Annotated in this window: 19 protein-coding genes; 16 read left to right on the top strand and 3 right to left on the bottom strand. The window is 73.0% G+C overall.

The window, feature by feature from the left end:
• Positions 1-15 precede the first annotated feature (15 nt).
• From OGH68_RS06730 to OGH68_RS06715, 4 genes are read left to right on the top strand one after another with little or no spacing between them, the layout of a single operon-like run.
• Positions 16-1,380: a glutamine synthetase family protein gene (locus OGH68_RS06730; RefSeq protein WP_264242402.1), complete on the top strand. Its 1,365-nt coding sequence runs from the start codon at positions 16-18 to the stop codon at positions 1,378-1,380.
• A gap of 8 nt (positions 1,381-1,388) precedes the next feature.
• Complete coding sequence (locus OGH68_RS06725; protein WP_264242401.1) at positions 1,389-2,756, top strand: aldehyde dehydrogenase family protein; 1,368 nt, start codon at positions 1,389-1,391, stop codon at positions 2,754-2,756.
• Positions 2,757-2,762: 6 nt separating this feature from the next.
• A complete protein-coding gene (locus OGH68_RS06720; RefSeq protein ID WP_264242400.1) occupies positions 2,763-3,545 on the top strand; it encodes a 3-oxoacyl-ACP reductase in 783 nt (260 codons plus the stop codon).
• Positions 3,546-3,576: 31 nt separating this feature from the next.
• Complete coding sequence (locus OGH68_RS06715) at positions 3,577-4,572, top strand: DUF2510 domain-containing protein (RefSeq protein WP_319020184.1); 996 nt, start codon at positions 3,577-3,579, stop codon at positions 4,570-4,572.
• A gap of 47 nt (positions 4,573-4,619) precedes the next feature.
• Here the strand turns inward: OGH68_RS06715 and OGH68_RS36125 are convergent, their stop codons facing one another.
• On the bottom strand, positions 4,620-5,792 hold the full coding sequence (locus OGH68_RS36125; protein ID WP_319020183.1) for a MarR family transcriptional regulator: 1,173 nt from the start codon (positions 5,790-5,792) through the stop codon (positions 4,620-4,622).
• Between the two features lie 47 nt (positions 5,793-5,839).
• On the opposite strand from OGH68_RS36125, the gene OGH68_RS06705 reads away from it, so the two are divergent.
• Positions 5,840-6,802 carry an EamA family transporter gene (locus tag OGH68_RS06705; protein WP_264242399.1) on the top strand — a complete coding sequence of 321 codons (963 nt, stop codon included), beginning with the start codon at positions 5,840-5,842 and terminating at the stop codon, positions 6,800-6,802.
• Positions 6,726-7,367 carry an NAD(P)-dependent oxidoreductase gene (locus OGH68_RS06700; RefSeq protein ID WP_264242398.1) on the top strand — a complete coding sequence of 214 codons (642 nt, stop codon included), beginning with the start codon at positions 6,726-6,728 and terminating at the stop codon, positions 7,365-7,367. Before OGH68_RS06705 ends, OGH68_RS06700 begins: the two co-directional genes overlap by 77 nt.
• Before the next feature lie 29 nt (positions 7,368-7,396).
• Here the strand turns inward: OGH68_RS06700 and OGH68_RS06695 are convergent, their stop codons facing one another.
• On the bottom strand, positions 7,397-8,599 hold the full coding sequence (locus OGH68_RS06695; RefSeq protein ID WP_264242397.1) for an amino acid deaminase/aldolase: 1,203 nt from the start codon (positions 8,597-8,599) through the stop codon (positions 7,397-7,399).
• A gap of 793 nt (positions 8,600-9,392) precedes the next feature.
• Here OGH68_RS06695 and OGH68_RS06690 point away from each other — a divergent pair.
• The 3 genes from OGH68_RS06690 to OGH68_RS06680 all read left to right on the top strand — a co-directional run bounded on the left by OGH68_RS06690 (position 9,393) and on the right by OGH68_RS06680 (position 12,397).
• Positions 9,393-10,343 carry a hypothetical protein gene (locus OGH68_RS06690; protein ID WP_264242396.1) on the top strand — a complete coding sequence of 317 codons (951 nt, stop codon included), beginning with the start codon at positions 9,393-9,395 and terminating at the stop codon, positions 10,341-10,343.
• Entirely contained in the window at positions 10,340-11,542 is a 1,203-nt protein-coding gene (mycP, locus tag OGH68_RS06685; RefSeq protein ID WP_264242395.1) for a type VII secretion-associated serine protease mycosin, read from the top strand. The genes OGH68_RS06690 and mycP overlap by 4 nt, the downstream gene beginning before the upstream one ends.
• Before the next feature lie 111 nt (positions 11,543-11,653).
• Positions 11,654-12,397, top strand: coding sequence for an SseB family protein (locus tag OGH68_RS06680; RefSeq protein ID WP_264242394.1), 744 nt, complete (start codon positions 11,654-11,656; stop codon positions 12,395-12,397).
• A 9-nt stretch (positions 12,398-12,406) separates the two neighbouring features.
• Here the strand turns inward: OGH68_RS06680 and OGH68_RS06675 are convergent, their stop codons facing one another.
• Complete coding sequence (locus OGH68_RS06675) at positions 12,407-12,787, bottom strand: DUF1844 domain-containing protein (protein WP_264242393.1); 381 nt, start codon at positions 12,785-12,787, stop codon at positions 12,407-12,409.
• A 305-nt stretch (positions 12,788-13,092) separates the two neighbouring features.
• On the opposite strand from OGH68_RS06675, the gene infC reads away from it, so the two are divergent.
• From infC to pheT, 7 genes are all read left to right on the top strand, one after another.
• Positions 13,093-13,791 (top strand): translation initiation factor IF-3, encoded by a 699-nt coding sequence (gene infC / locus OGH68_RS06670; RefSeq protein ID WP_264242392.1) that lies wholly within the window; start codon positions 13,093-13,095, stop codon positions 13,789-13,791.
• A gap of 118 nt (positions 13,792-13,909) precedes the next feature.
• Entirely contained in the window at positions 13,910-14,104 is a 195-nt protein-coding gene (rpmI, locus tag OGH68_RS06665) for a 50S ribosomal protein L35 (protein ID WP_100106297.1), read from the top strand.
• Positions 14,105-14,205: 101 nt separating this feature from the next.
• Complete coding sequence (gene rplT / locus OGH68_RS06660) at positions 14,206-14,589, top strand: 50S ribosomal protein L20 (protein WP_005319596.1); 384 nt, start codon at positions 14,206-14,208, stop codon at positions 14,587-14,589.
• 317 nt (positions 14,590-14,906) lie between these two features.
• On the top strand, positions 14,907-15,758 hold the full coding sequence (locus OGH68_RS06655; RefSeq protein ID WP_264242391.1) for a TrmH family RNA methyltransferase: 852 nt from the start codon (positions 14,907-14,909) through the stop codon (positions 15,756-15,758).
• Positions 15,759-15,856: 98 nt separating this feature from the next.
• Positions 15,857-16,975: an ATP-binding protein gene (locus OGH68_RS06650; protein WP_264242390.1), complete on the top strand. Its 1,119-nt coding sequence runs from the start codon at positions 15,857-15,859 to the stop codon at positions 16,973-16,975.
• 153 nt (positions 16,976-17,128) lie between these two features.
• Complete coding sequence (gene pheS / locus OGH68_RS06645) at positions 17,129-18,250, top strand: phenylalanine--tRNA ligase subunit alpha (protein ID WP_264242389.1); 1,122 nt, start codon at positions 17,129-17,131, stop codon at positions 18,248-18,250.
• The gene (gene pheT, locus OGH68_RS06640) at positions 18,250-20,763 is read left to right on the top strand and encodes a phenylalanine--tRNA ligase subunit beta (protein WP_264242388.1); all 2,514 of its coding nucleotides are present in this window, start codon (positions 18,250-18,252) and stop codon (positions 20,761-20,763) included. The genes pheS and pheT overlap by 1 nt, the downstream gene beginning before the upstream one ends.
• Positions 20,764-21,374: the final 611 nt, after the last annotated feature.

The raw sequence follows: 21,374 nt of genomic DNA, 5'->3' as shown, positions 1-21,374 counted from the left end.
AGGAGGAGCAATCCCGTGGCAGACCGACAACCACCGCTCGCCCTCGACGAGCTGCGGGCCCTCGTCGCGAGCGGCGAGATCGACACCGTCGTCCTGGCCTTCCCCGACATGCAGGGACGTCTCCAGGGAAAGCGGTTCGCCGCCCCCTTCTTCCTCGACGAGGTCCTCGAGCACGGCACCGAGGGCTGCAACTACCTCCTTGCCGTCGACACCGAGATGAACACGGTCGACGGATACGAGATGTCGTCCTGGGAACGCGGCTACGGCGACTTCGCCATGCACCCGGATCTCACCACGCTGCGCCGGATTCCCTGGAACGAGGGCACCGCACTCGTCGTCGCCGACCTGGCGTGGAACGACGGCTCACCCGTCGTCGCCGCCCCCCGCCAGATCCTCCGCCGCCAGCTGGAACGCCTCGCGGAGCACGGATACACGGCGCACGTCGGCACCGAGCTCGAGTTCATCGTCTTCAAGGACACCTACGAACAGGCCTGGGACAGCGGATACCGCGCCCTCACCCCGGCCAACCAGTACAACATCGACTACTCCGTCCTCGGCACCGGCCGCATCGAGCCCCTGCTGCGCCGCATCCGCAACGAGATGACCGGCGCCGGCCTGACCGTCGAGTCAGCCAAGGGCGAGTGCAACCCCGGCCAGCACGAGATCGTCTTCCGCTACGACGAGGCCCTCGTCACCTGCGACCAGCACGCCGTCTACAAGACCGGCGCGAAGGAGATCGCCGCCCAGGAGGGCGTCTCGCTCACCTTCATGGCCAAGTACAACGAGCGCGAGGGCAACTCCTGCCACATCCACCTCTCGCTCCAGGACGCCGACGGCCGGGGCGTCATGGCCGGCGACGGCCCGGGCGGGATGTCCCCCGTCATGCGCCACTTCCTCGCGGGCCAGCTCGCGGCGCTGCGGGACTTCTCGCTGCTGTACGCGCCGACCGTCAACTCCTACAAGCGGTTCCGGCCCGGTTCCTTCGCCCCCACCGCCGTCGCCTGGGGATACGACAACCGCACCTGCGCCCTGCGGATCGTCGGCCACGGACGCTCCCTGCGGTTCGAGAACCGGCTGCCCGGCGGTGACGTCAACCCGCACCTGGCCGTCGCCGCCCTCGTCGCCGCCGGTCTGCACGGCATCGAGCAGCAGCTCGAACTGCCGGACGCCTGCACCGGAAACGCCTACTCCGCCGACTACGAACACGTCCCCACCACCCTGCGCGAGGCCGCCGAGCTCTGGGAGACCAGCCCGATCGCCAAGGCCGCCTTCGGCGACGAGGTCGTCGCCCACTACCGCAACATGGCGCGCGTCGAACTCGACGCCTTCGACTCCGCGGTGACCGACTGGGAGCTCCGCCGCTCCTTCGAACGCATGTGAGGCATCCCTTGGCGTACACGCACCACGACGTACTCGACCCGGCCACCGAAGAGGTCGTACGAACCGTCCTCGCGACCACGCCGGCCGAGGTGGACGCCGCAGTCGCCCGCGCCGCGAAGGCACAGCGGCTCTGGGCCGCCGCCTTCCCCGCCGACCGGGCCCGCCTGCTGCGCCGCTTCGCCGTGGTCGTCGACGACCACATCGAGGAACTGGCCCGCCTGGAGGTCCGCGAAGCCGGCCACACCATCGGCAACGCCCGGTGGGAGGCGGGCAACGTCCGCGATCTGCTCGACTACGCCGCCGGGGGAGTGGAGCGGCTGAACGGCCGTCAGATTCCCGTGCCCGGCGGCATGAACGTCACGCTGCTCGAACCCCTCGGTGTCGTCGGCGTGATCGCGCCCTGGAACTTCCCCATGCCGATCGCGGCCTGGGGCACCGCCCCCGCCCTCGCCGCCGGGAACGCCGTCCTGCTCAAGCCCGCCGAGACCACGCCCCTGACCGCCCTGCGCCTCGCGGAACTCGCCCTGGCGGCCGGCCTGCCGGAGGACCTCTTCCAGGTGCTGCCCGGAGCCGGCGACGTGGCCGGGAACGCGCTCGTCGAGCACCCCGGTGTGGCGAAGATCGTCTTCACCGGCTCCACCCGGGTCGGCAAGAGCATCATGGCCAAGTGCGCGGACGGCGTGAAGCGGGTGACCCTCGAACTCGGCGGCAAGAGCCCCAACATCGTCTTCGCCGACTCCGACCTGGACGCCGCCGCGGCCGCCACCCCCATGTCGTTCCTCGACAACAGCGGCCAGGACTGCTGCGCGCGCACCCGCATCCTCGTGCAGGCGTCGGTGTACGACCGGTTCCTCGGTCTGCTCGCCCCCGCCGTCGAGTCCGTCGTCGTCGGCGACCCGTCCGACGAGAAGACGCAGATGGGCCCGCTGATCTCACGTGCCCAACTGGACCGGGTGCGCGGCTATGTGCCCGACGACGCGAAGGCGATCCGGGGCACCGCGCCCGGCGGACCCGGCTTCTGGTTCCCGCCGACCGTGCTCACCGACGTCGCGCCCGACGCCCCCGCCGCCTGCGAAGAGGTCTTCGGGCCGGTCGCCGTCGTGCTTCCCTTCGAGGACGAGGAGGACGCCGTACGGCTCGCGAACGCCACCGAGTACGGGCTCTCCGGATCCGTCTGGACCCGCGACGTGGGCCGCGCCCTGCGCGTCGCCGGCGCCGTCCGCGCGGGCAACCTCTCCGTCAACTCCCACTCCAGCGTCCGCTACTGGACCCCGTTCGGCGGCTACAAGCAGTCCGGCCTGGGCCGGGAACTGGGCCCCGACGCCCTCACCGCTTTCACCGAGACCAAGAACGTCTTCATCAGCACGGAGGCCTGAGACACCATGACCGAGACCCCGCTCTGCCGCCGCCTCGAAGGCCGCACCGCAGTGATCACCGGCGCCGGCAGCGGCATCGGCCTGGCGGCTGCGCGCCGGCTCGCCTCCGAAGGCGCGAAGGTCGTCTGCGGCGACATCGACGAGACCGCGGGCAAGGCCGCGGCCGACGAGGTCGGCGGCACCTTCGTACGCGTCGACGTCACCGACGCCGAGCAGGTCGAGGCGCTGTTCAAGGCGGCGTACGACACCTACGGCAGCGTCGACGTCGCCTTCAACAACGCCGGCATCTCGCCGCCCGACGACGACTCGATCCTCACCACCGGCATCGAGGCGTGGCGGCGCGTCCAGGAGGTCAACCTCACCTCCGTGTACCTCTGCTGCAAGGCCGCCATCCCCTACATGCAGCGCCAGGGCCGGGGCTCCATCATCAACACCGCGTCCTTCGTCGCCATCATGGGCGCCGCGACCTCGCAGATCTCGTACACGGCCTCCAAGGGCGGCGTGCTCGCCATGTCCCGCGAACTCGGCGTCCAGTTCGCCCGCGAGGGCATCCGCGTCAACGCCCTGTGCCCCGGCCCCGTCAACACGCCTCTCCTCCAGGAACTGTTCGCCAAGGACCCCGAGCGGGCCGCACGCCGTCTGGTGCACATCCCGGCCGGGCGGTTCGCGGAGGCCGACGAGATCGCCGCTGCCGTCGCCTTCCTCGCCAGCGACGACTCGTCGTTCGTCAACGCCACGGACTTCCTGGTCGACGGCGGGATCTCCGGCGCCTACGTGACCCCTCTGTAGCCGGACCCCCCACCGCCCATAGGGTGGTGGTATGAGCATGACGACCCCTCCCGGCTGGTACCCGGATCCCCAGGCGCCCCACACCGAACGCTGGTGGGACGGCACGGCCTGGACCGCGCACTCCCGCGCGGCCCAGGCCGGCGACGGCGCGCAGGGGCAGGCCCAGCCGTACGGGCCGGGGCTGTCGTTCGGCCCCCCGCAGCCGCACACCGCTGCGATGCCGCAGGCGGGGGACGGCGGCACCGGAGGCGGCGGCAACAGGCGGCTGATCGCACTGGCCGTCGCGGGTGTGGTCCTCGTCGCCGCGGTCGCCGGCGGCGCCGTACTCCTCGGCGGGGACGAGGGCGAGTCCACCCCCGAGGCGTCCCCGAGCAGCACCGCACCGGCGGCCCCGGCGACGGCCGACCCGGAGAACCCGGGGAACAGCACCGGTCCGTCGCCCACCGAGTCGAACGACGCCACCGTCCTCGAGGACCAGCTCAACGGCATCACCCTCGCCATCCCGGACGGCTGGGTACGGGCGACCAGCTCCCTCGAGGAGGGCGCGACGATCTACGTGGACGAGACGTACGACTGCCCGGCGGGTGGGTCCTCACTGTGCCGGCATGCCCGTGTGTCCTCCCTGGCGGCCAACGCGCCGTCGGCGGACACCACGGCCAAGACCCTCGCCGAGCAGGACGTCGCCGAGGCCGCGGAGGCCGTGTACGGCGAGGACCGGCTCGGCAACCGCCCCCACGGCGGCATCGAGTCCCACAAGGTCCTCAAGTCGCAGAACGTCGCCGTCGCGGGCAAGGCGGGCTACCTGGTGCGCTGGCGGGTCGTCACCGGCGAGAGCACCGGCGGCTACGTCCAGACGATCGCCTTCCCGTCGCCCGCGGGCACCGGGGCGCTGATGGTCGTCCGCTTCGCCTTCGACGCGGCCTCCTCCGCACCCGGCCTCGAGGTGATGGACGAGATCGCGGCGAGCATCCGCCCCGCCGGTGACGCCACCGGCGGCGGCGTCGGCAGCAGCATCGGCCCCGGCTGAGCCGTCCGCCGCCACGGGCGACCGCCGTCGCCGAACGTCCGATGCGGCTACGGCTGCCGGTCCTCGCGGCGGTCCTGTGCGAGGGCCCGGTAGAGCGAGGCGACCGACGGGTGCTGCCCGGCGTTCCTGCCGGTCCTGATGGTCAGCCGGGCGGCGATCTCCGACACGGGCACCCCCTGGTCCCGCAGCGAGCGTGCCCGGACCAGCATGTCGTCGTCGATCACCTTGGGCCGGCCGCCGCCACGAGCCGGCCGCTTCCGTGCGGGGGGCCGCGATCCCCGTTCCAGCTCGGCCGCCTCCACCAGGACGCCGAAGAGAGTGGCGCCGGGCTCCTCGGGATCGTGCACACCGCTCAGCGGGCCCGTGAGGATCTCGAGCCCGATGCCGTGCTCCCGCAGTTCGCGGGCGACGGCCGCGAGACCGGAGGAGGTCGGGGCCAGCAGCCCGAGCCTCGCCACGGTCAGGACCACGGGCCGCTCGGGTGCGGTCCGCCTGATGTCGCGGGCGATCGCCAGGGCACGGTTCAGCTCCGGCCGGCCCCCTGCGGAGCCGCTCGCATCCCCGTCGCTCTCGCCGGCGTCGCTCTTGTCGGTGTTGCTCTCGTCCGCGTCGCTCCCGTCCGCGTCGCGCTCACCGCCGTACTCGATGCGGATCGGCCCGTTCCGCGGGGCCTGCCCGGCCGGGACGCTTTCGCAAAACTCGCTCTCATAATTGAGAATCTCCTCGGCGGCCGTGTCCCCGAGCGACTCCAGCAGGCGGCGCAGCGTGCCGGCCAGACCGCGGCGTTCGGGGCCGGTCAGCGCGGCCAGCACCCGGTGCTCGGTCGCCAGATGGTCGGGCAGTGTCCGGTCGACGAGCGCCAGCCCCTCCCGGGTCAGCTCGACGTGCACCACCCGGCGGTCCGACTCGCTGGGAGTGCGGGTGACCAGCCCTCGCGCCTCGAGACGGTCCAGGCGCTGGGTGATGGCCCCGGACGTGACCATCGCGGACCGCATCAGACCGGCGGGTGTGAGCCGGTGCGCGGGACCGCTGCGCCGCAGGGTCGCCAGGACGTCGAACGACGCCCGGTCGAGACCGTGCTCGGCGAACGTGCGGGCGAGCTCGGCGCCGATCAGCTGCCCGGCCCGGGAGAGCCGGCCGATCACGGCCATCGGTGACACATCGAGATCGGGGCGCTGCGCGCCCCACTGCCTCAGGACGAGATCGACATGGTCTGCCATGCCGTCAAGTCTAGCTCTTTTGCTTAATGGTGAGGTACATTGCCTTAGTGCTAAGCAATCACGCGAGAATTGTCCTCGTCACCGCACTCGCACCCGCCGTCTGGGGCACCACCTACCTGGTCACCACCGAACTGCTGCCGCCCGACAGGCCCCTCCTCGCCGCCCTGCTGCGGGCCCTGCCCGCCGGACTCCTGCTCGTGGCCGTCACCCGGCGGCTGCCGCACGGCGTGTGGTGGTGGCGCGCTTTCGTGCTCGGCGCGCTGAACATCGGCGTGTTCCTCGCACTGCTCTTCGTTGCCGCCTACCGGCTGCCGGGTGGTGTCGCCGCGACCGTCGGAGCCGTACAACCGCTGCTTGCCGCCGGGCTGTCCGCAGGACTTCTCGGCGAGCGGCTGTCACCGCGCACCGTCCTCGCCGGGCTCGCCGGCGTCGGCGGGGTCAGCCTGCTCGTGCTGCGCGCCGACGCGCGGCTGGATCCCGTCGGAGTCGCCGCCGCCCTCGGTGGGGCTCTCGTCATGGCCGTCGGGGTCGTCCTCGCCAAACGCTGGACATCGCCCGCGCCGCTGCTCGCCACCACCGGCTGGCAACTCGTCGCCGGCGGCCTGCTGCTGCTCCCCGTCGCGCTCGCCGTGGAGGGCCCGCCCCCGTCCACCCTCACCGGAGCGAACCTCGCCGGCTACGCCTACCTGTCGATCATCGGCGCCGCCGTCGCCTACGCGCTCTGGTTCCGCGGGATCCGGGCGCTGCGGCCGACTGCCGTCTCGTTCCTGGGACTGCTGAGCCCCGTGGTCGCCACGGTCCTCGGCGCGGCCGTCCTCGGCCAGCAGCTGAACCTGCTGCAGACCGTCGGCGGACTCGTCGTCCTCGGCGCCCTCGTCACCGCACAGACTGCCGGCACCCGTCGTCGACACGACCAGAAGGAGAAGTCGGACCATGCGCATCACCGTGTTCGGAGCAGCGGGGAACGTCGGACGCCGGACGGTGGCGGAAGCCCTGTCCCGAGGCCATGACGTCACCGCCGTCGTACGCGACCCGGCACGCGCGGCCGGCCTGCCTGCCGCCGCCCGCCTCCGGGTCGGCGACGCCGCCGACCCGGAGTCCGTCACCGCCCTGGCAGCGGACCAGGACCTCGTGATCGGCGCGACCCGGCCGGCGCGCGGACGGGAGGACGAACTCGTCAGCACGACCACGGCGTTGCTCGCGGGCGTCGCCCGCGCCGGCGTGCGGCTGCTCGTGGTCGGCGGCGCGGCGACCCTCACCCTGCCAGAAGGCGGCGGCGTCACCGTGGTCGACGATCCCGGCTTCCCCGCCGAGCTGCGGCCCATCGCCGAGGCCTGCGCCGCCCAGCTCGACGTCTGCAGGGCGGTCGGCGTCCTCGCGGACTGGGTGTACCTCAGCCCGCCCGCCCTGCTGGAGCCCGGCGAGCGCACGGGCGCCTACCGGCTCGGCACCGACGAACTGCTCGTCGACGTCCGGGGTGTCTCCGCCATATCCATGGAGGACTTCGCGGTCGCCGTGCTGGACGAGGCCGAACGGCCCGGGCACCGGCGCACGCGGTACACCGTCGCGTACTGAGCCGCGGCTCGCGGCGCAGGCCCCGGCTCTCAGAGGAAGGTTCGCCCCTCGCCCCGGTACGTCGGCGCGGCGCCCGTGACCCGGTCGCCCTCGACGAGATGCAGAGTGTCGAAACGTTCGCACAACTCCCCGGCCTTGGCGTGCCGGAACCACACCTTGTCACCGATCAGGAGGTCGTCGGCGGGTGCGCCCAACAGGGGGGTCTGCACCTCTCCGGCGCCCTCCTGGGGGTCGTAGCGCAAGCCCTCCGGCAGATACGGAACGGGCAGCCGGTCCCGGCCCGCCGCCCCGGAAGCGGGATAACCGCCGCCGAGCACCGTCACCACCCCCACGCCCGGGCGGCGCACCACCGGTTGGGCGAACAGCGCGGCCGGGCGGCCCGTGAACGACGTGTAGTTGTCGAACAGCCGCGGCACGTACAGGCCCGAACCGGCCGCGATTTCGGTGACGGCGTCCTCGGCGGCCGTGTGCTGCACGCTGCCGGTGCCGCCCCCGTTGACGAACTCCAGTTCCGGAGCCACGGCCCGTACCGCCCGCACCACCGCGGCCCGGCGCGCGGCCAGTTCCTTACGCGCCGCGCGCTGCATCAGCCGCACGGCACGCGAACGCACCGGCGACCCCGTGACCGCGTCGCCCACCCCGGCGACATGGCCCTCGTACGCCATCAGCCCCACCAGGCGGAAACCGGGCCGGCGGGCGACGGACCGGGCCAGCTCGGCGAGCTGCGCGGGCTCACGCAGCGGCGAGCGCCGCGCACCGACCCGCACGCGGCCGCCCAGCAGACGCAGCGCCGTGTCCATTTCGAGACAGACCCGGATCTCCTCCGCGCCGCCCGCCCGGGCCCGGTCGATGAGCTCCAGCTGCGCCGGGTCGTCGACCATCACGGTCACTGCGGCGGCGAGCTTGGGATCGCCCGCCAGCTCCGCGTAACCCGCGCGGTCCGCGGACGGATAGGCGAGCAGTACGTCCTCGAAACCGGCGCGCGCCAGCCAGATCGACTCGTCCAGCGTGAACGACATGATCCCCGCGAACCCGTCCATGGCCAGCACCCGCTCCAGCAGTGCCCGGCAGCGCACCGACTTGCTGGCGACCCGGATCGGCTTGCCGTCCGCTCTGCGCGCCAGATCCCCGGCGTTGGCGTCGAACGCCTCGAGATCGACGATCGCGAGCGGCGCGTCGAGGTGGGCGGTGGCCCTGTCGTAGCGGGCCCGGTCGGCGGCACGGGGAGTCATGGGCCGAGCTTGCCAGACATGATTACCCCGGGGTAGGGGATGTTCTGGGCAGATCCCCACGGACCACAGGCGGGTGGCCGAGGTCGTCGGTCGTGCCCGTTAGAGTGACGGCACGAAGTGACGAACGGGCCTGCCCCGGGCGGTGATCCGTCGGCGGTGCGTGGTTGAGCAACGGGGGGTGGGCATGAGCACGGAGGCGCAGCGCCCTTCCGGCCCGCAGCCCCCGCCCCGCTCCCGCATCTCCGACGCCTTTCTGCCCCCGGACGACGCCGCAGAGCCGCAGCGCCACCCTTCGGTCCCGCCGTCCCGCGCAGAGCGCCCGGCCGGGCCCGCGCCCGGACCGGGCACCGGCGACGAGATTCCCGCCCCACCACGGCGTGCCCCGGGCCCCGCCGTACCCGACCGGCCGGCGTCGCCCCCGCGATCCGCTGCCGTACCGCCGTCCCGTGCCGAGGGCCCTGCGGCTGCGGCCCCCGGCCCTGCCGTGCCGCCGTCCCGTGCCGAGCGACCGACGCCGCCGCACCGTCCCGCTCCGCCGGCACCCCGCGCCGAAGGGGCGGGGGCATTCGGCCCGCCGCGTGCCGGGGCCGGCTCCGACCGGCCGTCGGGTGACGCGCTCACGGCCGGCACCGGTGCGCCCCAGCGGCCGGTGACGCCGCCGGCGCGTAGCGGCGGTGCCGACGGCGCGATTCCCGACGTCGAGACCACCACGCGACTCCGCCCCGTCGCCGACGCGCCACCGTCCCGGCCGGTGCCCCCGGCGCGGCCCCCGCGTCCCGTCGGCAGCGTCGACATGACGCCGCGGCCGGGTGCGCCGCGGCCGCCCGCGCAGCTGTGGATCCCGCCGGAGACACCGGTCGAGATGACGACGCGGCTGCGTCCCGTCCCCGCCCGGCATCCCGCGCGGACCGTCGGGGCCGTCGTCGCCGTGGTGCTCGGGCTCGGACTGATCGGCGGTGCCGCCACCGGCACGTGGCTGACCGGCGACTCGAGTGCCGACACCCCCGAGCGCGCCGGGTACGCCCATGTGCGCGCCGCCTGGCACAGCCTTCCCGTGGACACCCTGTTCCCGCGCACCCTCTCCGGCGACGACGCGGGCCCGGGCGGTGCCGACCGGGTGTGGACGCGGATAGCGGTCGCGCCCGACGGGGACTGCGCGACGGCGCTCGACCCGTTGCTCACCAAGGCGCTCGAGCCGGTGGGCTGCCTCCGTGTGCTGCGCGCCACGTACACCGACGCGACGGCCAGCAGCCTCACCACCGTCGGACTCGTCTTCACGGAGGCGGACCCCAAGGGGATGCTCGCTCTGCACAACCGGTTCACGACCGAGTCGCTCGGTGAGCGCACCGACCTGATGCCCCGCACCTTCCCGGCCAAGGGCACCGTCGCCGCCGGCTTCGGCAGTGACCAGCGGGCCAGCTGGACGATCAAGGTGGTGACCGAGGCCCCTGTCGTCGTCTACGCGGTCTCCGGCTTCGCCGACGGCCGTGCCGTGAGCGACCCCCAGCCGGCCGACGAGGCCCAGGCCAAGGGGGCGACGAGCGCCCCCGCCGAGGCCGGCCTCGGCCATGAGGCCGCCGGCCTGGCACAGCGCATCGAGGAGGGCCTGCGCCGCGCCGTCGCCCAGGGCGAGGACAGCGGTCAGGGCGGCGGCCGGGACAGCGGCGACGACGGCAGCGAGGTCGGCCGCGAGGACGGGAACAGGAGCCGGGCAACCGGCCACGGCACGGAGACGCCCCGATGAGACGCCCCCACGTCCGCCGCCCCCACGTCCGCCGCCCCCTCGGCCGTCGCGCCCTCGCGGCCCTGGCCGCCACCGCGTTCGTCGTGCTGCCCGCGACACCCGCGCACGCCGACAGCATCCGGGACCAGCAGTGGAGCCTCGAGGCGATGCACACGGAGCAGGCGTGGCAGACGACCAGGGGTGAGGGCGTGACCGTCGCCGTGCTCGACACCGGGGTGGACGACCAGCATCCCGACCTCGCCGGTTCCGTACTGCCCGGCAAGGACTTCATCGGCTTCGGCGCCTCCCGCGGCGACCGCGCGTGGGCCCGGCACGGCACCGCGATGGCCGGCATCGTCGCCGGACACGGCCACGGCCCCGGCCGGGAGTCCGGCGTGCTCGGCATCGCCCCCGAGGCGAAGATCCTGCCCGTCCGGGTCATCCTCGAAGGCAGCGACAAGGCCCGGGACAAGGCCCGCAAGACCCGTGGCACCGCCCTGGCCCAGGGCATCCGCTGGGCGGCCGACCAGGGTGCCGATGTCATCAACCTCTCGCTCGGCGACGACAGCGAGTCCGCCCACCCCGAGGCCGGTGAGGACGCGGCCGTGCAGTACGCCCTCTCGAAGGGCTCGGTGGTCGTCGCCTCCGCCGGCAACGGCGGCGAGAAGGGCGACCACATCTCGTACCCCGCCGCCTACCCGGGCGTCATCGCGGTGACCGCCGTCGACCGCTGGGGCACCCACGCCTCGTTCTCCACCCGCCGCTGGTACGCCACCGTCAGCGCCCCGGGCGTCAACATCGTGATCGCCGACCCCGACGGCCGCTACTACGAGGGCTGGGGGACCAGCGCCGCCGCGGCCTTCGTGTCCGGCGCGGTCGCCCTCGTCCGCTCGGCGCACCCCGAGCTCACGCCCGCCCAGGTCAAGAAGCTCCTCATGGACACCGCGCGCGACGCCCCCAAGGGCGGCCGTGACGACGCCAAGGGCTACGGCACGGTCGACCCGGCGGCGGCGATCGCCGAGGGCGCGAAGCTGCGTCCCGGCGACCTGAAGGCGGCCACGGCGGGCTACGGCAAGGAGTACTTCGGTCCTGGCCCCACACCGGCCGACGAGGACGGCGGCTCCGGCGGCTGGCTTGCCGCGGCCGCCGGCGGTGTCGGCGCTCTGCTGCTGGCCACGGCCGTCGTCCTCTGGCGCGGCGGCCGCACGCGCCGCCCCTGAACCGCCGCACGCGCGGGCCCACCACCTGCCGCCCTCGCCGCTCCTGACCTGTGGCCCTCGCCGCAGCTGACCGGGCGCGGGCCCGTACCGGCAGGACGCTAGGCTCGTCGGGTGGCGCTCAAGAACATTCCCGATCCCGGTTTCTCCGACGACGACGGCACCGCCGACCCGGACCTCGAGGCGGCTCTCGCCGCCTGGTCCGAGGACCGCACCGCCGAACAGCCGGTCCTGGAGGCGCTGCGCGGCGCCCGGCTCCTGGTTCCCGTCGTCGCCGTCCTCGGCGAGGTGGAGGAGGACGAGGAGACGGGGCTGCGCCGCGAGAAGACCAGTGACATGGCCGTGCCGACGCTCACGGCCGGCTCCCGCCGCGCCCTTCCGGCGTTCACCTCGATCGCGTCGCTCGCCCGGTGGAACCCCGAGGCCCGCCCGGTCGCCGTGCCCCTGCACCAGGCGCTCCAGGCCGCCGCCCACGAGAAGGCGGACACCCTCGTGCTCGACCTGGCCGGCCCCGTCCCGTACCAGCTGAGCGGTCCTGCCCTGCTCGCCCTCGCCGAGGGCCGTACGAGCACCGACCCGCTCGCCGACCCCGCGGTCACCGGGGCCCTGCGGACGGCGCTCGCGGCCGATCCGGCGGTGCTGCGCGCCCACCTCGGTCCCGGCCGGGACTCCGACGGCACGCTGGCGCTGGTACTGGCGGCGGACGGCGACCCCGCGGAGGCGGGACGGCGCGTCGCGCAGGCGCTGGCGGGCGACGACGTATTGAGGGCCCGCCTGGTGCGGGGCCTCGACCTGGCGCTGCTGCCGGCCGGGGCCACCCCTCCGGGCGAGCCCTTCTACGTAAGCCCTGCCGCGTAACGGAACTGCTCAGCCGTACACGGGGCCGGTGTACTTCTCGCCGGGGCCCTGGCCCGGCTCGTCCGGCACCAGCGACGCCTCACGGAAGGCGAGCTGCAGCGACTTCAGACCGTCCCGGAGCGGGGCGGCGTGGAAGGAGCTGATCTCCGTCGTACTGGCGTCCAGCAGTCCGGCCAGGGCGTGGACGAGCTTGCGGGCCTCGTCCAGGTCCTTGTGGTCCTCGGCGTCCTCGGTGAGGCCGAGCTTCACCGCTGCCGCGCTCATCAGGTTCACCGCGACCGTGACGATCACCTCGACGGCCGGGACCTCGGCGATGTCACGCGCCATGGCGTCGAAGTCAGGCGATTCGGGTGATCCGGATGTTTCGTTGGGGGAGGTCGCGTCACTCATGAGGCACACGATATGCCCCGTCGTGCCGACCCCGGCCCCGGCCGCCGGTTAGCACCGTCCCCCGGGAGCTGCTAACCTTGTGTGACGACCGGCTGGACATGTAAGTGACCAGCCCACAAGTGGAGGCTCCGATCTCCCACCTGGCCGTCCTGCGGGACGGCGGGTCACCGGTCAGGCGGCCACCATCGTTCCGTACGGACGATGGAGTCGCCCGATGTGCGCCCCGCGGTCGACCGCGGCGGTGCTCCGGTTCAAGGAGCTGCCGCCTGTGTCCCGTCCGGGGCATTTTTGACGTCCCGGCGCGGTTGGTCTGTTCAAACAGACAATGCGCGGCTGTCTGCCAGACATCCGCGTGGTGCTACTTAGGAGGATCCATCAGCGCCGAGCCCCGCATCAACGACCGGATTCGCGTTCCCGAAGTGCGACTTGTCGGTCCCAGCGGCGAGCAGGTCGGGATTGTTCCGCTTGCCAAGGCCCTTGAGCTTGCTCAGGAGTACGACCTCGACCTCGTCGAGGTGGCGGCGAACGCCCGTCCGCCCGTGTGCAAGCTCATGGACTACGGGAAGTTCAAGTACGAGTCGGCCATGAAGGCCCGTGAGGCGCGCAAGAACCAGGCGCACACGGTCATCAAGGAGATGAAGCTCCGGCCGAAGATCGACCCGCACGACTACGACACCAAGAAGGGTCACGTCGTCCGGTTCCTCAAGCAGGGTGACAAGGTCAAGATCACGATCATGTTCCGTGGTCGTGAGCAGTCCCGCCCTGAGCTTGGCTTCCGTCTGCTGCAGCGTCTCGCGGCGGACGTCGAGGACCTCGGCTTCATCGAGTCGAACCCGAAGCAGGACGGCCGGAACATGATCATGGTTCTCGGCCCCCACAAGAAGAAGACCGAGGCCATGGCCGAGGCCCGTGAGGCTCAGGCGGCACGCAAGGCGGAGCGCCAGGGCTCGCACGAGGACGAGGGCGGCGACGCCGCCCCGGCCGACACAACGTCCGAGGCATGACCGTCGGGCTGCCCGCCCGGCAGCCCCGGTCCGCCCCGGAACCCATAACCACGATCTGACGCTCCCGCAGTCCGGTGCCCGCACCGGGGGAGCGCCACTGATGAGGAGATACGGCGCTATGCCGAAGAACAAGACGCACAGCGGTGCCAAGAAGCGCTTCAAGATCACCGGCTCCGGCAAGGTGCTCCGCGAGCGCGCCGGCAAGCGCCACCTGCTCGAGCACAAGCCGTCCACGCTGACGCGTCGCCTCACCGGCAACGCGGAGATGGCTCCGGCCGACGCCAAGAAGATCAAGAAGCTTCTCGGCAAGTGACGTCCCGCGTCCCCGGTGACGGGGGCGGGACGCCGAGACCGGGACCAATTCGTTTTCGGGTCGTGTGAGGAAACCACGGCCCCGCTACAAGGAGTCAACAAGTGGCACGCGTCAAGCGGGCAGTCAACGCCCACAAGAAGCGCCGGGCGATCCTCGAGCAGGCCAGCGGTTACCGCGGTCAGCGTTCGCGCCTGTACCGCAAGGCCAAGGAGCAGGTCACCCACTCCCTGGTCTACAACTACAACGACCGCAAGAAGCGCAAGGGCGACTTCCGTCAGCTGTGGATCCAGCGCATCAACGCCGCTGCCCGCCAGAACGGCATGACGTACAACCGCCTCATCCAGGGGCTGAAGGCCGCCAACATCGAGGTGGACCGCAAGATCCTGGCCGAGCTCGCCGTGAACGACGCAGGCGCGTTCGCCGCGCTCGTCGAGGTCGCGCAGAAGGCGCTGCCGAGCGACGTCAACGCTCCCAAGGCTGCCTGACGCCCGCACGGAGCCGAACCGGACCCGCAGGCCTCGGCCTGCGGGTCTCGTTTCTTTTTCAAGGGCTCGGTTCACCTCCGGGGCGCTTGATGCGAGTGTCGACGGTCGATCATGCTCGGTCCCTCGTTCCTCGGGACCTCCGCGTGTTCTCCACTTTCGACACTCGCGCGCCCCTTCGGCTCACTCGCCGAGGCTCACGGCCGCGCCCGCACTCGCCGAGGCTCACGGCCGAGTACCGAGGCCCCGCGGCGCCCGCCCGACCGCACGCAACGAAACATTTCCCCAACCGGACCCGTGAGAGAGAGCCGTCGAGCCGCATGCCGACCCCCGAGCTGATCTCCCCCCGCTCGCCCCGAGTCACCGCCGCACGGCGGCTCGCCAAGCGCAACTTCCGGGGGAAGGACCGCCTGTTCATCGCCGAGGGGCCGCAGGCCGTCCGGGAGGCCGTCGCCCACCGCGGGCCCGACGGCGCGGCGACACTGGTCGAGCTGTTCACCACCGTCGAGGCAGCGGAGCGCTACGCCGACATCGTCGACGCAGCGCGGGCCGCCGGGGCCCGCGTCCACCACGCCGCGGACAGCGTGCTCGCCGAGGTCTCCCAGACCGTCACCCCGCAGGGCCTCGTCGGCGTCTGCCGGTTCCTCGACTCGCCCTTCGAGGACATTTTGGCCGCCCGCCCCAGGCTCGTCGCCGTGCTCGCCCACGTACGCGACCCCGGGAACGCCGGCACCGTGCTGCGCTGCGCCGACGCCGCAGGCGCGGACGCCGTGATCCTCACCGACGCGTCCGTCGACCTCTACAACCCCAAGTCCGTGCGCGCCTCGGTCGGTTCCCACTTCCATCTCCCCGTCGCCGTCGGCGTACCCGTCGAGCAGGCCGTCCAGGGGCTGCGCGACGCGGGCGTACGCGTGCTCGCCGCCGACGGGGCGGGCGAGGACGACCTCGACGACGAGCTCGACGCCGGCACCATGGGCGGTCCCACCGCCTGGATCTTCGGCAACGAGGCCTGGGGACTGCCGGAGGAGACACGAGCGCTCGCCGACGCCGTCGTACGCGTCCCGATCCACGGAAAGGCCGAGAGCCTGAACCTGGCGACCGCGGCGGCCGTATGTCTCTACGCGTCGGCGCGCGCCCAGCGCGCCGGGGCCAAGGGTGCCCCGGCGACCTGACGGACCACTCGCTCAGGGGGTCGGCGACGTCACTTTCAGCTAGTAGTGTGACGCACTCGGGGGCCCACTGCGCCGGCGGAGAGGTGGGGTACGGGGACATGACGGTCGGGACCAGCAGGCCGGCAGAGCCGCAGGACGCGGCCCTGTGGGGCGCCCAGGCGCCCTTGATCGACCCCGACGAGCTCCCCGACGGTCTCGTCGTCGCCGACGAGCGGGGACTCGTCGTCTGCTTCAATGCGGCCGCCGTCCGCATCACCGCCGTGGACAGGACCGACGCCATCGGGCTGCCGCTGGAACGCGTCCTGCCGCTGGAGGACCTCAAGGGCCGCCGCTGGTGGACCCTGACCGACCCGTACGGCGGGCTCGCCACCCGCGTCGGCCAGCCCGAGCGCAATCTCCTGCTGCCCGGCGGCCGCGAGGTCCTCGTCTCCGCCCGCTACGTGCGTGACGCCCCCACCGGCCCGCTGCGCCGGCTCGTGGTCAGCCTGCGCGGCACGGAGGCCCGCCGCCGCAGCGAACGCAGCCACGCCGAGCTGATCGCCACCGTCGCCCACGAGCTGCGCTCCCCGCTGACCTCCGTCAAGGGCTTCACGGCGACCCTCCTCGCCAAGTGGGAGCGGTTCACCGACGACCAGAAGCGACTGATGCTGGAGACCGTCGACGCCGACGCGGGCCGCGTCACCCGCCTCATCGCGGAGCTCCTCGACATCTCCCGCATCGACTCCGGCCGTCTCGAGGTGCGCCGCCAGCCGGTCGACCTCGGCGCCGCCGTACGCCGCCACGTCGACGCGCACGTGGCCGCCGGCCAGGCTCCCGACCGCTTCCGGGTCCACGTCACCCGGCCGCTGCCCGACCTGTGGGCCGACCCCGACAAGATCGACCAGGTGCTCGGCAACCTGCTGGAAAACGCGGTGCGGCACGGCGAGGGAACTGTCACCATCGACATAGCGCCCTCGCGTTCCGCGCATGAGCAGAGCGGTACCGGCACCGCCGTCACCGTGACCGACGAGGGCCCCGGCATTCCGGAGGAGTCGATGGGCCGAGTCTTCACCCGCTTCTGGCGGGGGAGCAAACGCGGCGGCACCGGCCTCGGTCTGTACATCGTCAAGGGCATCGTCGAGGCGCACGGCGGGACGATCACCGTCGGCCGGGGACCCGGCGGCGGTGCCGAGTTCCGATTTACGTTGCCCGTCGGCACCCCGGCACACCTCCAGTAGCGGCCGTTCCCGGCCGCAGCGGGAGGGCCCGGGCGACCGGCGGGCTCATTCGCCGCTCCACACCCCGTTAGACTCGACCTTTGGCACCTTTGCGTCCTCGGTCGTCCCTGACGTGCGGGGTCCCCAGCCAGCCCATCGGAAGTACGGGAAGAGATGTCCGCACCCAATAAGTCGTACGACCCGGTTGAGGTCGAGGCACTGAAACCGGAAGAGATCGAGCGCATGCGGGACGAGGCGCTCGCAGCCTTCGCCGCCGCAGACTCCCTCGAGGCGCTCGCGCACGCGAAATCCGCGCACACCTCCGGCACCTCGCCGCTCTCGCTCGCCAACCGCGAGATCGGCGCACTGCCGCCGCAGGCCAAGGCAGAGGCCGGCAAGCGCGTGGGTCAGGCCCGTGCCGCCGTCGGCAAGGCGCTCGCCGCCCGCCAGGCCGAGCTCGAGGCCGAGCGCGACGCACGGGTGCTCGTCGAGGAGGCCGTCGACGTCACGCTGCCCCACGACCGCGTGCCCGCCGGTGCCCGTCACCCGCTGACCACGCTCTCCGAGCGCATCGAGGACGTCTTCGTGGCCATGGGCTACGAGGTCGCCGAGGGCCCGCAGGTCGAGGCCGAGTGGTTCAACTTCGACGCCCTCAACATCGGCCCCGACCACCCGGCGCGCGGCGAGCACGACACCTTCTTCGTCCAGGACGAGCAGGGCGGCTCGGACTCCGGCGTGGTGCTGCGCACCCACACCTCGCCCGTGCAGATCCGCTCGCTCATCGACCGGGAGCCGCCGGTCTACGTGATCTGCCCCGGCCGGGTCTACCGCACCGACGAGCTGGACGCCACGCACACCCCCGTCTTCCACCAGGTCGAGCTGCTCGCCGTCGACGAGGGCCTGACCATGGCCGACCTCAAGGGCACCCTCGACCACATGGTCCAGGCACTGTTCGGCGAGGGCATGAAGACCCGTCTGCGGCCCAACTTCTTCCCCTTCACCGAGCCGTCCGCCGAGATGGACATGGTCTGCTACGTCTGCCGCGGCGAGTCCGTCGGCAACCCGGACCGGCCCTGCCGCACCTGCTCCAGCGAAGGCTGGATCGAGCTCGGCGGCTGCGGAATGGTCAACCCGAAGGTGCTCACCGCCTGCGGCGTCGACCCCACCAAGTACAGCGGATTCGCCTTCGGGTTCGGCATCGAGCGGATGCTGATGTTCCGCCACAACGTCGAAGACATGCGAGACATGGTCGAGGGTGACGTCCGGTTCACCCGGCCGTTCGGGATGGAGATCTGATGCGGGTCCCGCTTTCTTGGCTGCGGGAGTACGTCGACCTGCCGGCGACGGAGACCGGCCGGGACGTCCAGGCCAAGCTCATCGCCGCCGGCCTCGAGGTCGAGACCGTCGAGCAGCTCGGCGCCGGGCTCAAGGGCCCCCTCGTCGTCGGCCAGGTGCTGACCATCGAGGAGCTGACGGAGTTCAAGAAGCCGATCCGCTTCTGCACCGTCGACGTCGGCCGGGCCAACGGCACCGGCGAGCCGCAGGAGATCGTCTGCGGCGCCCGCAACTTCTCCGTCGGCGACAAGGTCGTCGTGGTCCTCCCGGGCGCCGTGCTGCCCGGTGACTTCGCGATCGCCGCCCGCAAGACGTACGGCAAGACCTCCCACGGGATGATCTGCTCCGGCGACGAGCTCGGCATGGGCGACGACGGCAGCGGCGGCATCATCGTGCTCCCGCCCGAGCACGAGGTCGGCACCGACGCGATCGAGCTCCTCGAACTCGTCGACGAGGTCCTCGACATCGCCGTCACCCCCGACCGGGGCTACGCCCTCTCCCTGCGCGGTGTCGCCCGCGAGGCGGCCACCGCCTACGGCCTGCCGCTGCGCGACCCGGCGCTGCTGGACGTGCCCGGGCCGAACTCGTACGGCTACCCCGTCGACGTCGCCGACCCGGTCGGCTGCGACAGCTTCACCGCGCGCACCGTCGTCGGCCTCGAGGCCGAGGCGCGCTCCCCGATCTGGCTGCAGCGCCGGCTGCAGAAGGCCGGGATGCGTCCCATCTCGCTCGCCGTCGACATCACCAACTACGTGATGCTCGAGCTCGGCCAGCCGCTGCACGCCTACGACCGCTCCCGTCTCGACGGGCCGATCGGGGTGCGCCGCGCCGAGCCCGGCGAGAAGCTCACCACGCTCGACGGCACCAAGCGCGTGCTCGACGCGGAAGACCTCGTCATCACCGACAACCGCGGACCCATCGGCCTCGCGGGCGTCATGGGCGGCGCCAACACCGAGATCGCCGACCACGACGACACCGCCGGTGCCACTACCGAGGTCGTCATCGAGGCCGCGCACTTCGACCCGGTCGCCATCGCCCGCACCGCGCGCCGTCACAAGCTGTCCTCCGAGGCCTCCAAGCGCTTCGAGCGCGGCGTCGACCCGCAGGCCGCGGCAGCGGCCGCGCAGCGCACCGTCGACCTGCTGGTGCTCCTCGCCGGCGGTACGGCGGAGGGCGGCGTCACCCAGGTCGTCGCGCCCAGCGCGCCCCGCACCATCGCCATGCCCGCGGACCACCCCGACCGCGTCGCAGGCGTCACCTACGGCCGCGAGACCGTGGTGCGCCGCCTCCAGGAGGTCGGCTGCGACGTGTACGGACAGGACGACCTCGTCGTCACCGTCCCCTCGTGGCGGCCCGACCTCGCGGAGCCCAACGACCTCGCCGAAGAGGTCATCCGGCTGGAGGGCTACGAGAACCTGCCCTCGACGCTGCCCACCCCGCCGTCCGGCCGCGGGCTCACCGCCCGGCAGCGGCTGCACCGCCGGGTCGGCCGCGCCCTGGCCGGCGCGGGTTACGTCGAGGCGCCGAACTACCCCTTCATCGGCGAGCCCGTCCTCGACCAGCTCGGCCTGGAGAACGACGACGCCCGCCGCCGGGTCGTCAGGCTCGTCAACCCGCTCTCCGACGAGGAGCCGGCGCTGCGCACCACGCTGCTGCCGGGCCTCCTCGGCGCACTGCGCCGCAACGACGGCCGCGGCAGCCACGACCTGGCGCTCTTCGAGACCGGTCTCGTCTTCCGCCCCACCGGCGAGGAGCGGCGCGCGGTACGGCTGCCCGTCGACCGCCGCCCGACCGACGAGGAGATCGCCGGCCTCGACGCCGCACTCCCGCGCCAGCCGCGCCGCGTCGCCGTCGTCCTCGCGGGCGCCCGCGAGCAGGACGGCTGGTGGGGCAAGGGCCGCCCGGCCGACTGGGCCGACGCCGTCGAGGCCGGCCGGCTGGTCGCCCGCGAGGCGGGCGTCGAGCTGACGGTCCGCGCCGACCAGCACGCGCCGTGGCACCCGGGCCGCTGCGCCGCGCTGTACGCCACGGTGGACGGCGAGGAGACCCTCGTCGGCCACGCGGGCGAACTGCACCCGCGCGTCGTCAAGGCGCTGCACCTGCCGGACCGCACCTGCGCGATGGAGCTGGAGCTCGACGTGCTGGAGCAGGCGGTGACCGGAGTCGTCCAGGCGCCGCAGATCTCCACGTTCCCCGTCGCCACGCAGGATGTCGCGCTCGTCGTCGCGGACGACGTGCCCACGGCGGACGTCGAGTCCGCGCTGCGCGAGGGAGCGGGCGAACTACTGGAGTCCATCCGGCTGTTCGACGTCTTCACCGGCGAGCAGATCGGGGGCGGCCGCAAGTCGCTCGCGTACGCGCTGCGTTTCCGTGCGGCCGACCGCACGCTGACGGTCGACGAGGCGTCGGCCGCGCGTGACGCGGCGGTGGCGCTGGCGTCGGAGCGGACGGGAGCGGTGTTGCGGGGCGCGTGAGCCCCGTTCGTCTCGTTGCGGAGGGCCCGGCCGACCGGCGTGCACACGCCGGCCTGCCGGGCCCTCCGCGGTCGCCGCTGCGCGATGCGTTTCCCCCACCCCGCCCCTTCCCGCTGTCCCGACATGCGGCTCCGCCGCACGGCGGTCTCCACTTGGACCCGTTTTCGGAGGCTCCGCCCCGAGCCCGGCGCCTCAGTCGCCGGCGGGGCTGGAGTGCGCCGGTCCTGTCGGGGCTCCGCCCCGGACCCGCGCCTCAAACGCCGGCGAGGCTGAAGTTGCCACAGCGGCACATCGAGCCCGGCTTGCGGGCATGGCCCCCTGCGCCTGGCGGCGTGGGAGGCACCCCACCCACGGCCGCTGGGCCGTAGGGCCGTAGGGCCGTAGGGAGAGTTTGAGGTCATCGCGCGAAGCGCGGTACGGGTCCGGGGCTTGCCCCGCCACGCGGCGGAGCCGCACATCGGTACAGCGGGGTGGGGGCAAGTCCGCCGCAGGCGCCACGGCACGCGCGCCGTCCGCCCTGCCGCGGAGTGTCGGGCAGATCAGCAGGACGAACGGCGCGATCAGGGCCGCCGCACTGTACGAGGGGGAGCCGGCGGCCCGGCCGCCTCCCA

Origin of the sequence: Streptomyces peucetius (genome assembly GCF_025854275.1) — a bacterium.
GTDB lineage: Bacteria > Actinomycetota > Actinomycetes > Streptomycetales > Streptomycetaceae > Streptomyces > Streptomyces peucetius_A.
Note: the sequence above shows the minus strand (reverse complement) of the source record. Positions and strands in the feature narration are given on the sequence as shown.

Coding starts and splice junctions, on each gene's coding strand:
- OGH68_RS06715 (WP_319020184.1), top strand. CDS start 3,577: ATGAGCATGACGACCCCTCCCGGCTGGTACCCGGATCCCCAGGCGCCC.
- OGH68_RS06650 (WP_264242390.1), top strand. CDS start 15,857: ATGACGGTCGGGACCAGCAGGCCGGCAGAGCCGCAGGACGCGGCCCTG.
- pheT (WP_264242388.1), top strand. CDS start 18,250: ATGCGGGTCCCGCTTTCTTGGCTGCGGGAGTACGTCGACCTGCCGGCG.
- rpmI (WP_100106297.1), top strand. CDS start 13,910: ATGCCGAAGAACAAGACGCACAGCGGTGCCAAGAAGCGCTTCAAGATC.
- mycP (WP_264242395.1), top strand. CDS start 10,340: ATGAGACGCCCCCACGTCCGCCGCCCCCACGTCCGCCGCCCCCTCGGC.
- OGH68_RS06720 (WP_264242400.1), top strand. CDS start 2,763: ATGACCGAGACCCCGCTCTGCCGCCGCCTCGAAGGCCGCACCGCAGTG.
- OGH68_RS06700 (WP_264242398.1), top strand. CDS start 6,726: ATGCGCATCACCGTGTTCGGAGCAGCGGGGAACGTCGGACGCCGGACG.
- OGH68_RS06695 (WP_264242397.1), bottom strand. CDS start 8,599: ATGACTCCCCGTGCCGCCGACCGGGCCCGCTACGACAGGGCCACCGCC.
- OGH68_RS06675 (WP_264242393.1), bottom strand. CDS start 12,787: ATGAGTGACGCGACCTCCCCCAACGAAACATCCGGATCACCCGAATCG.
- OGH68_RS36125 (WP_319020183.1), bottom strand. CDS start 5,792: ATGGCAGACCATGTCGATCTCGTCCTGAGGCAGTGGGGCGCGCAGCGC.
- pheS (WP_264242389.1), top strand. CDS start 17,129: ATGTCCGCACCCAATAAGTCGTACGACCCGGTTGAGGTCGAGGCACTG.
- OGH68_RS06690 (WP_264242396.1), top strand. CDS start 9,393: ATGACGCCGCGGCCGGGTGCGCCGCGGCCGCCCGCGCAGCTGTGGATC.
- OGH68_RS06655 (WP_264242391.1), top strand. CDS start 14,907: ATGCCGACCCCCGAGCTGATCTCCCCCCGCTCGCCCCGAGTCACCGCC.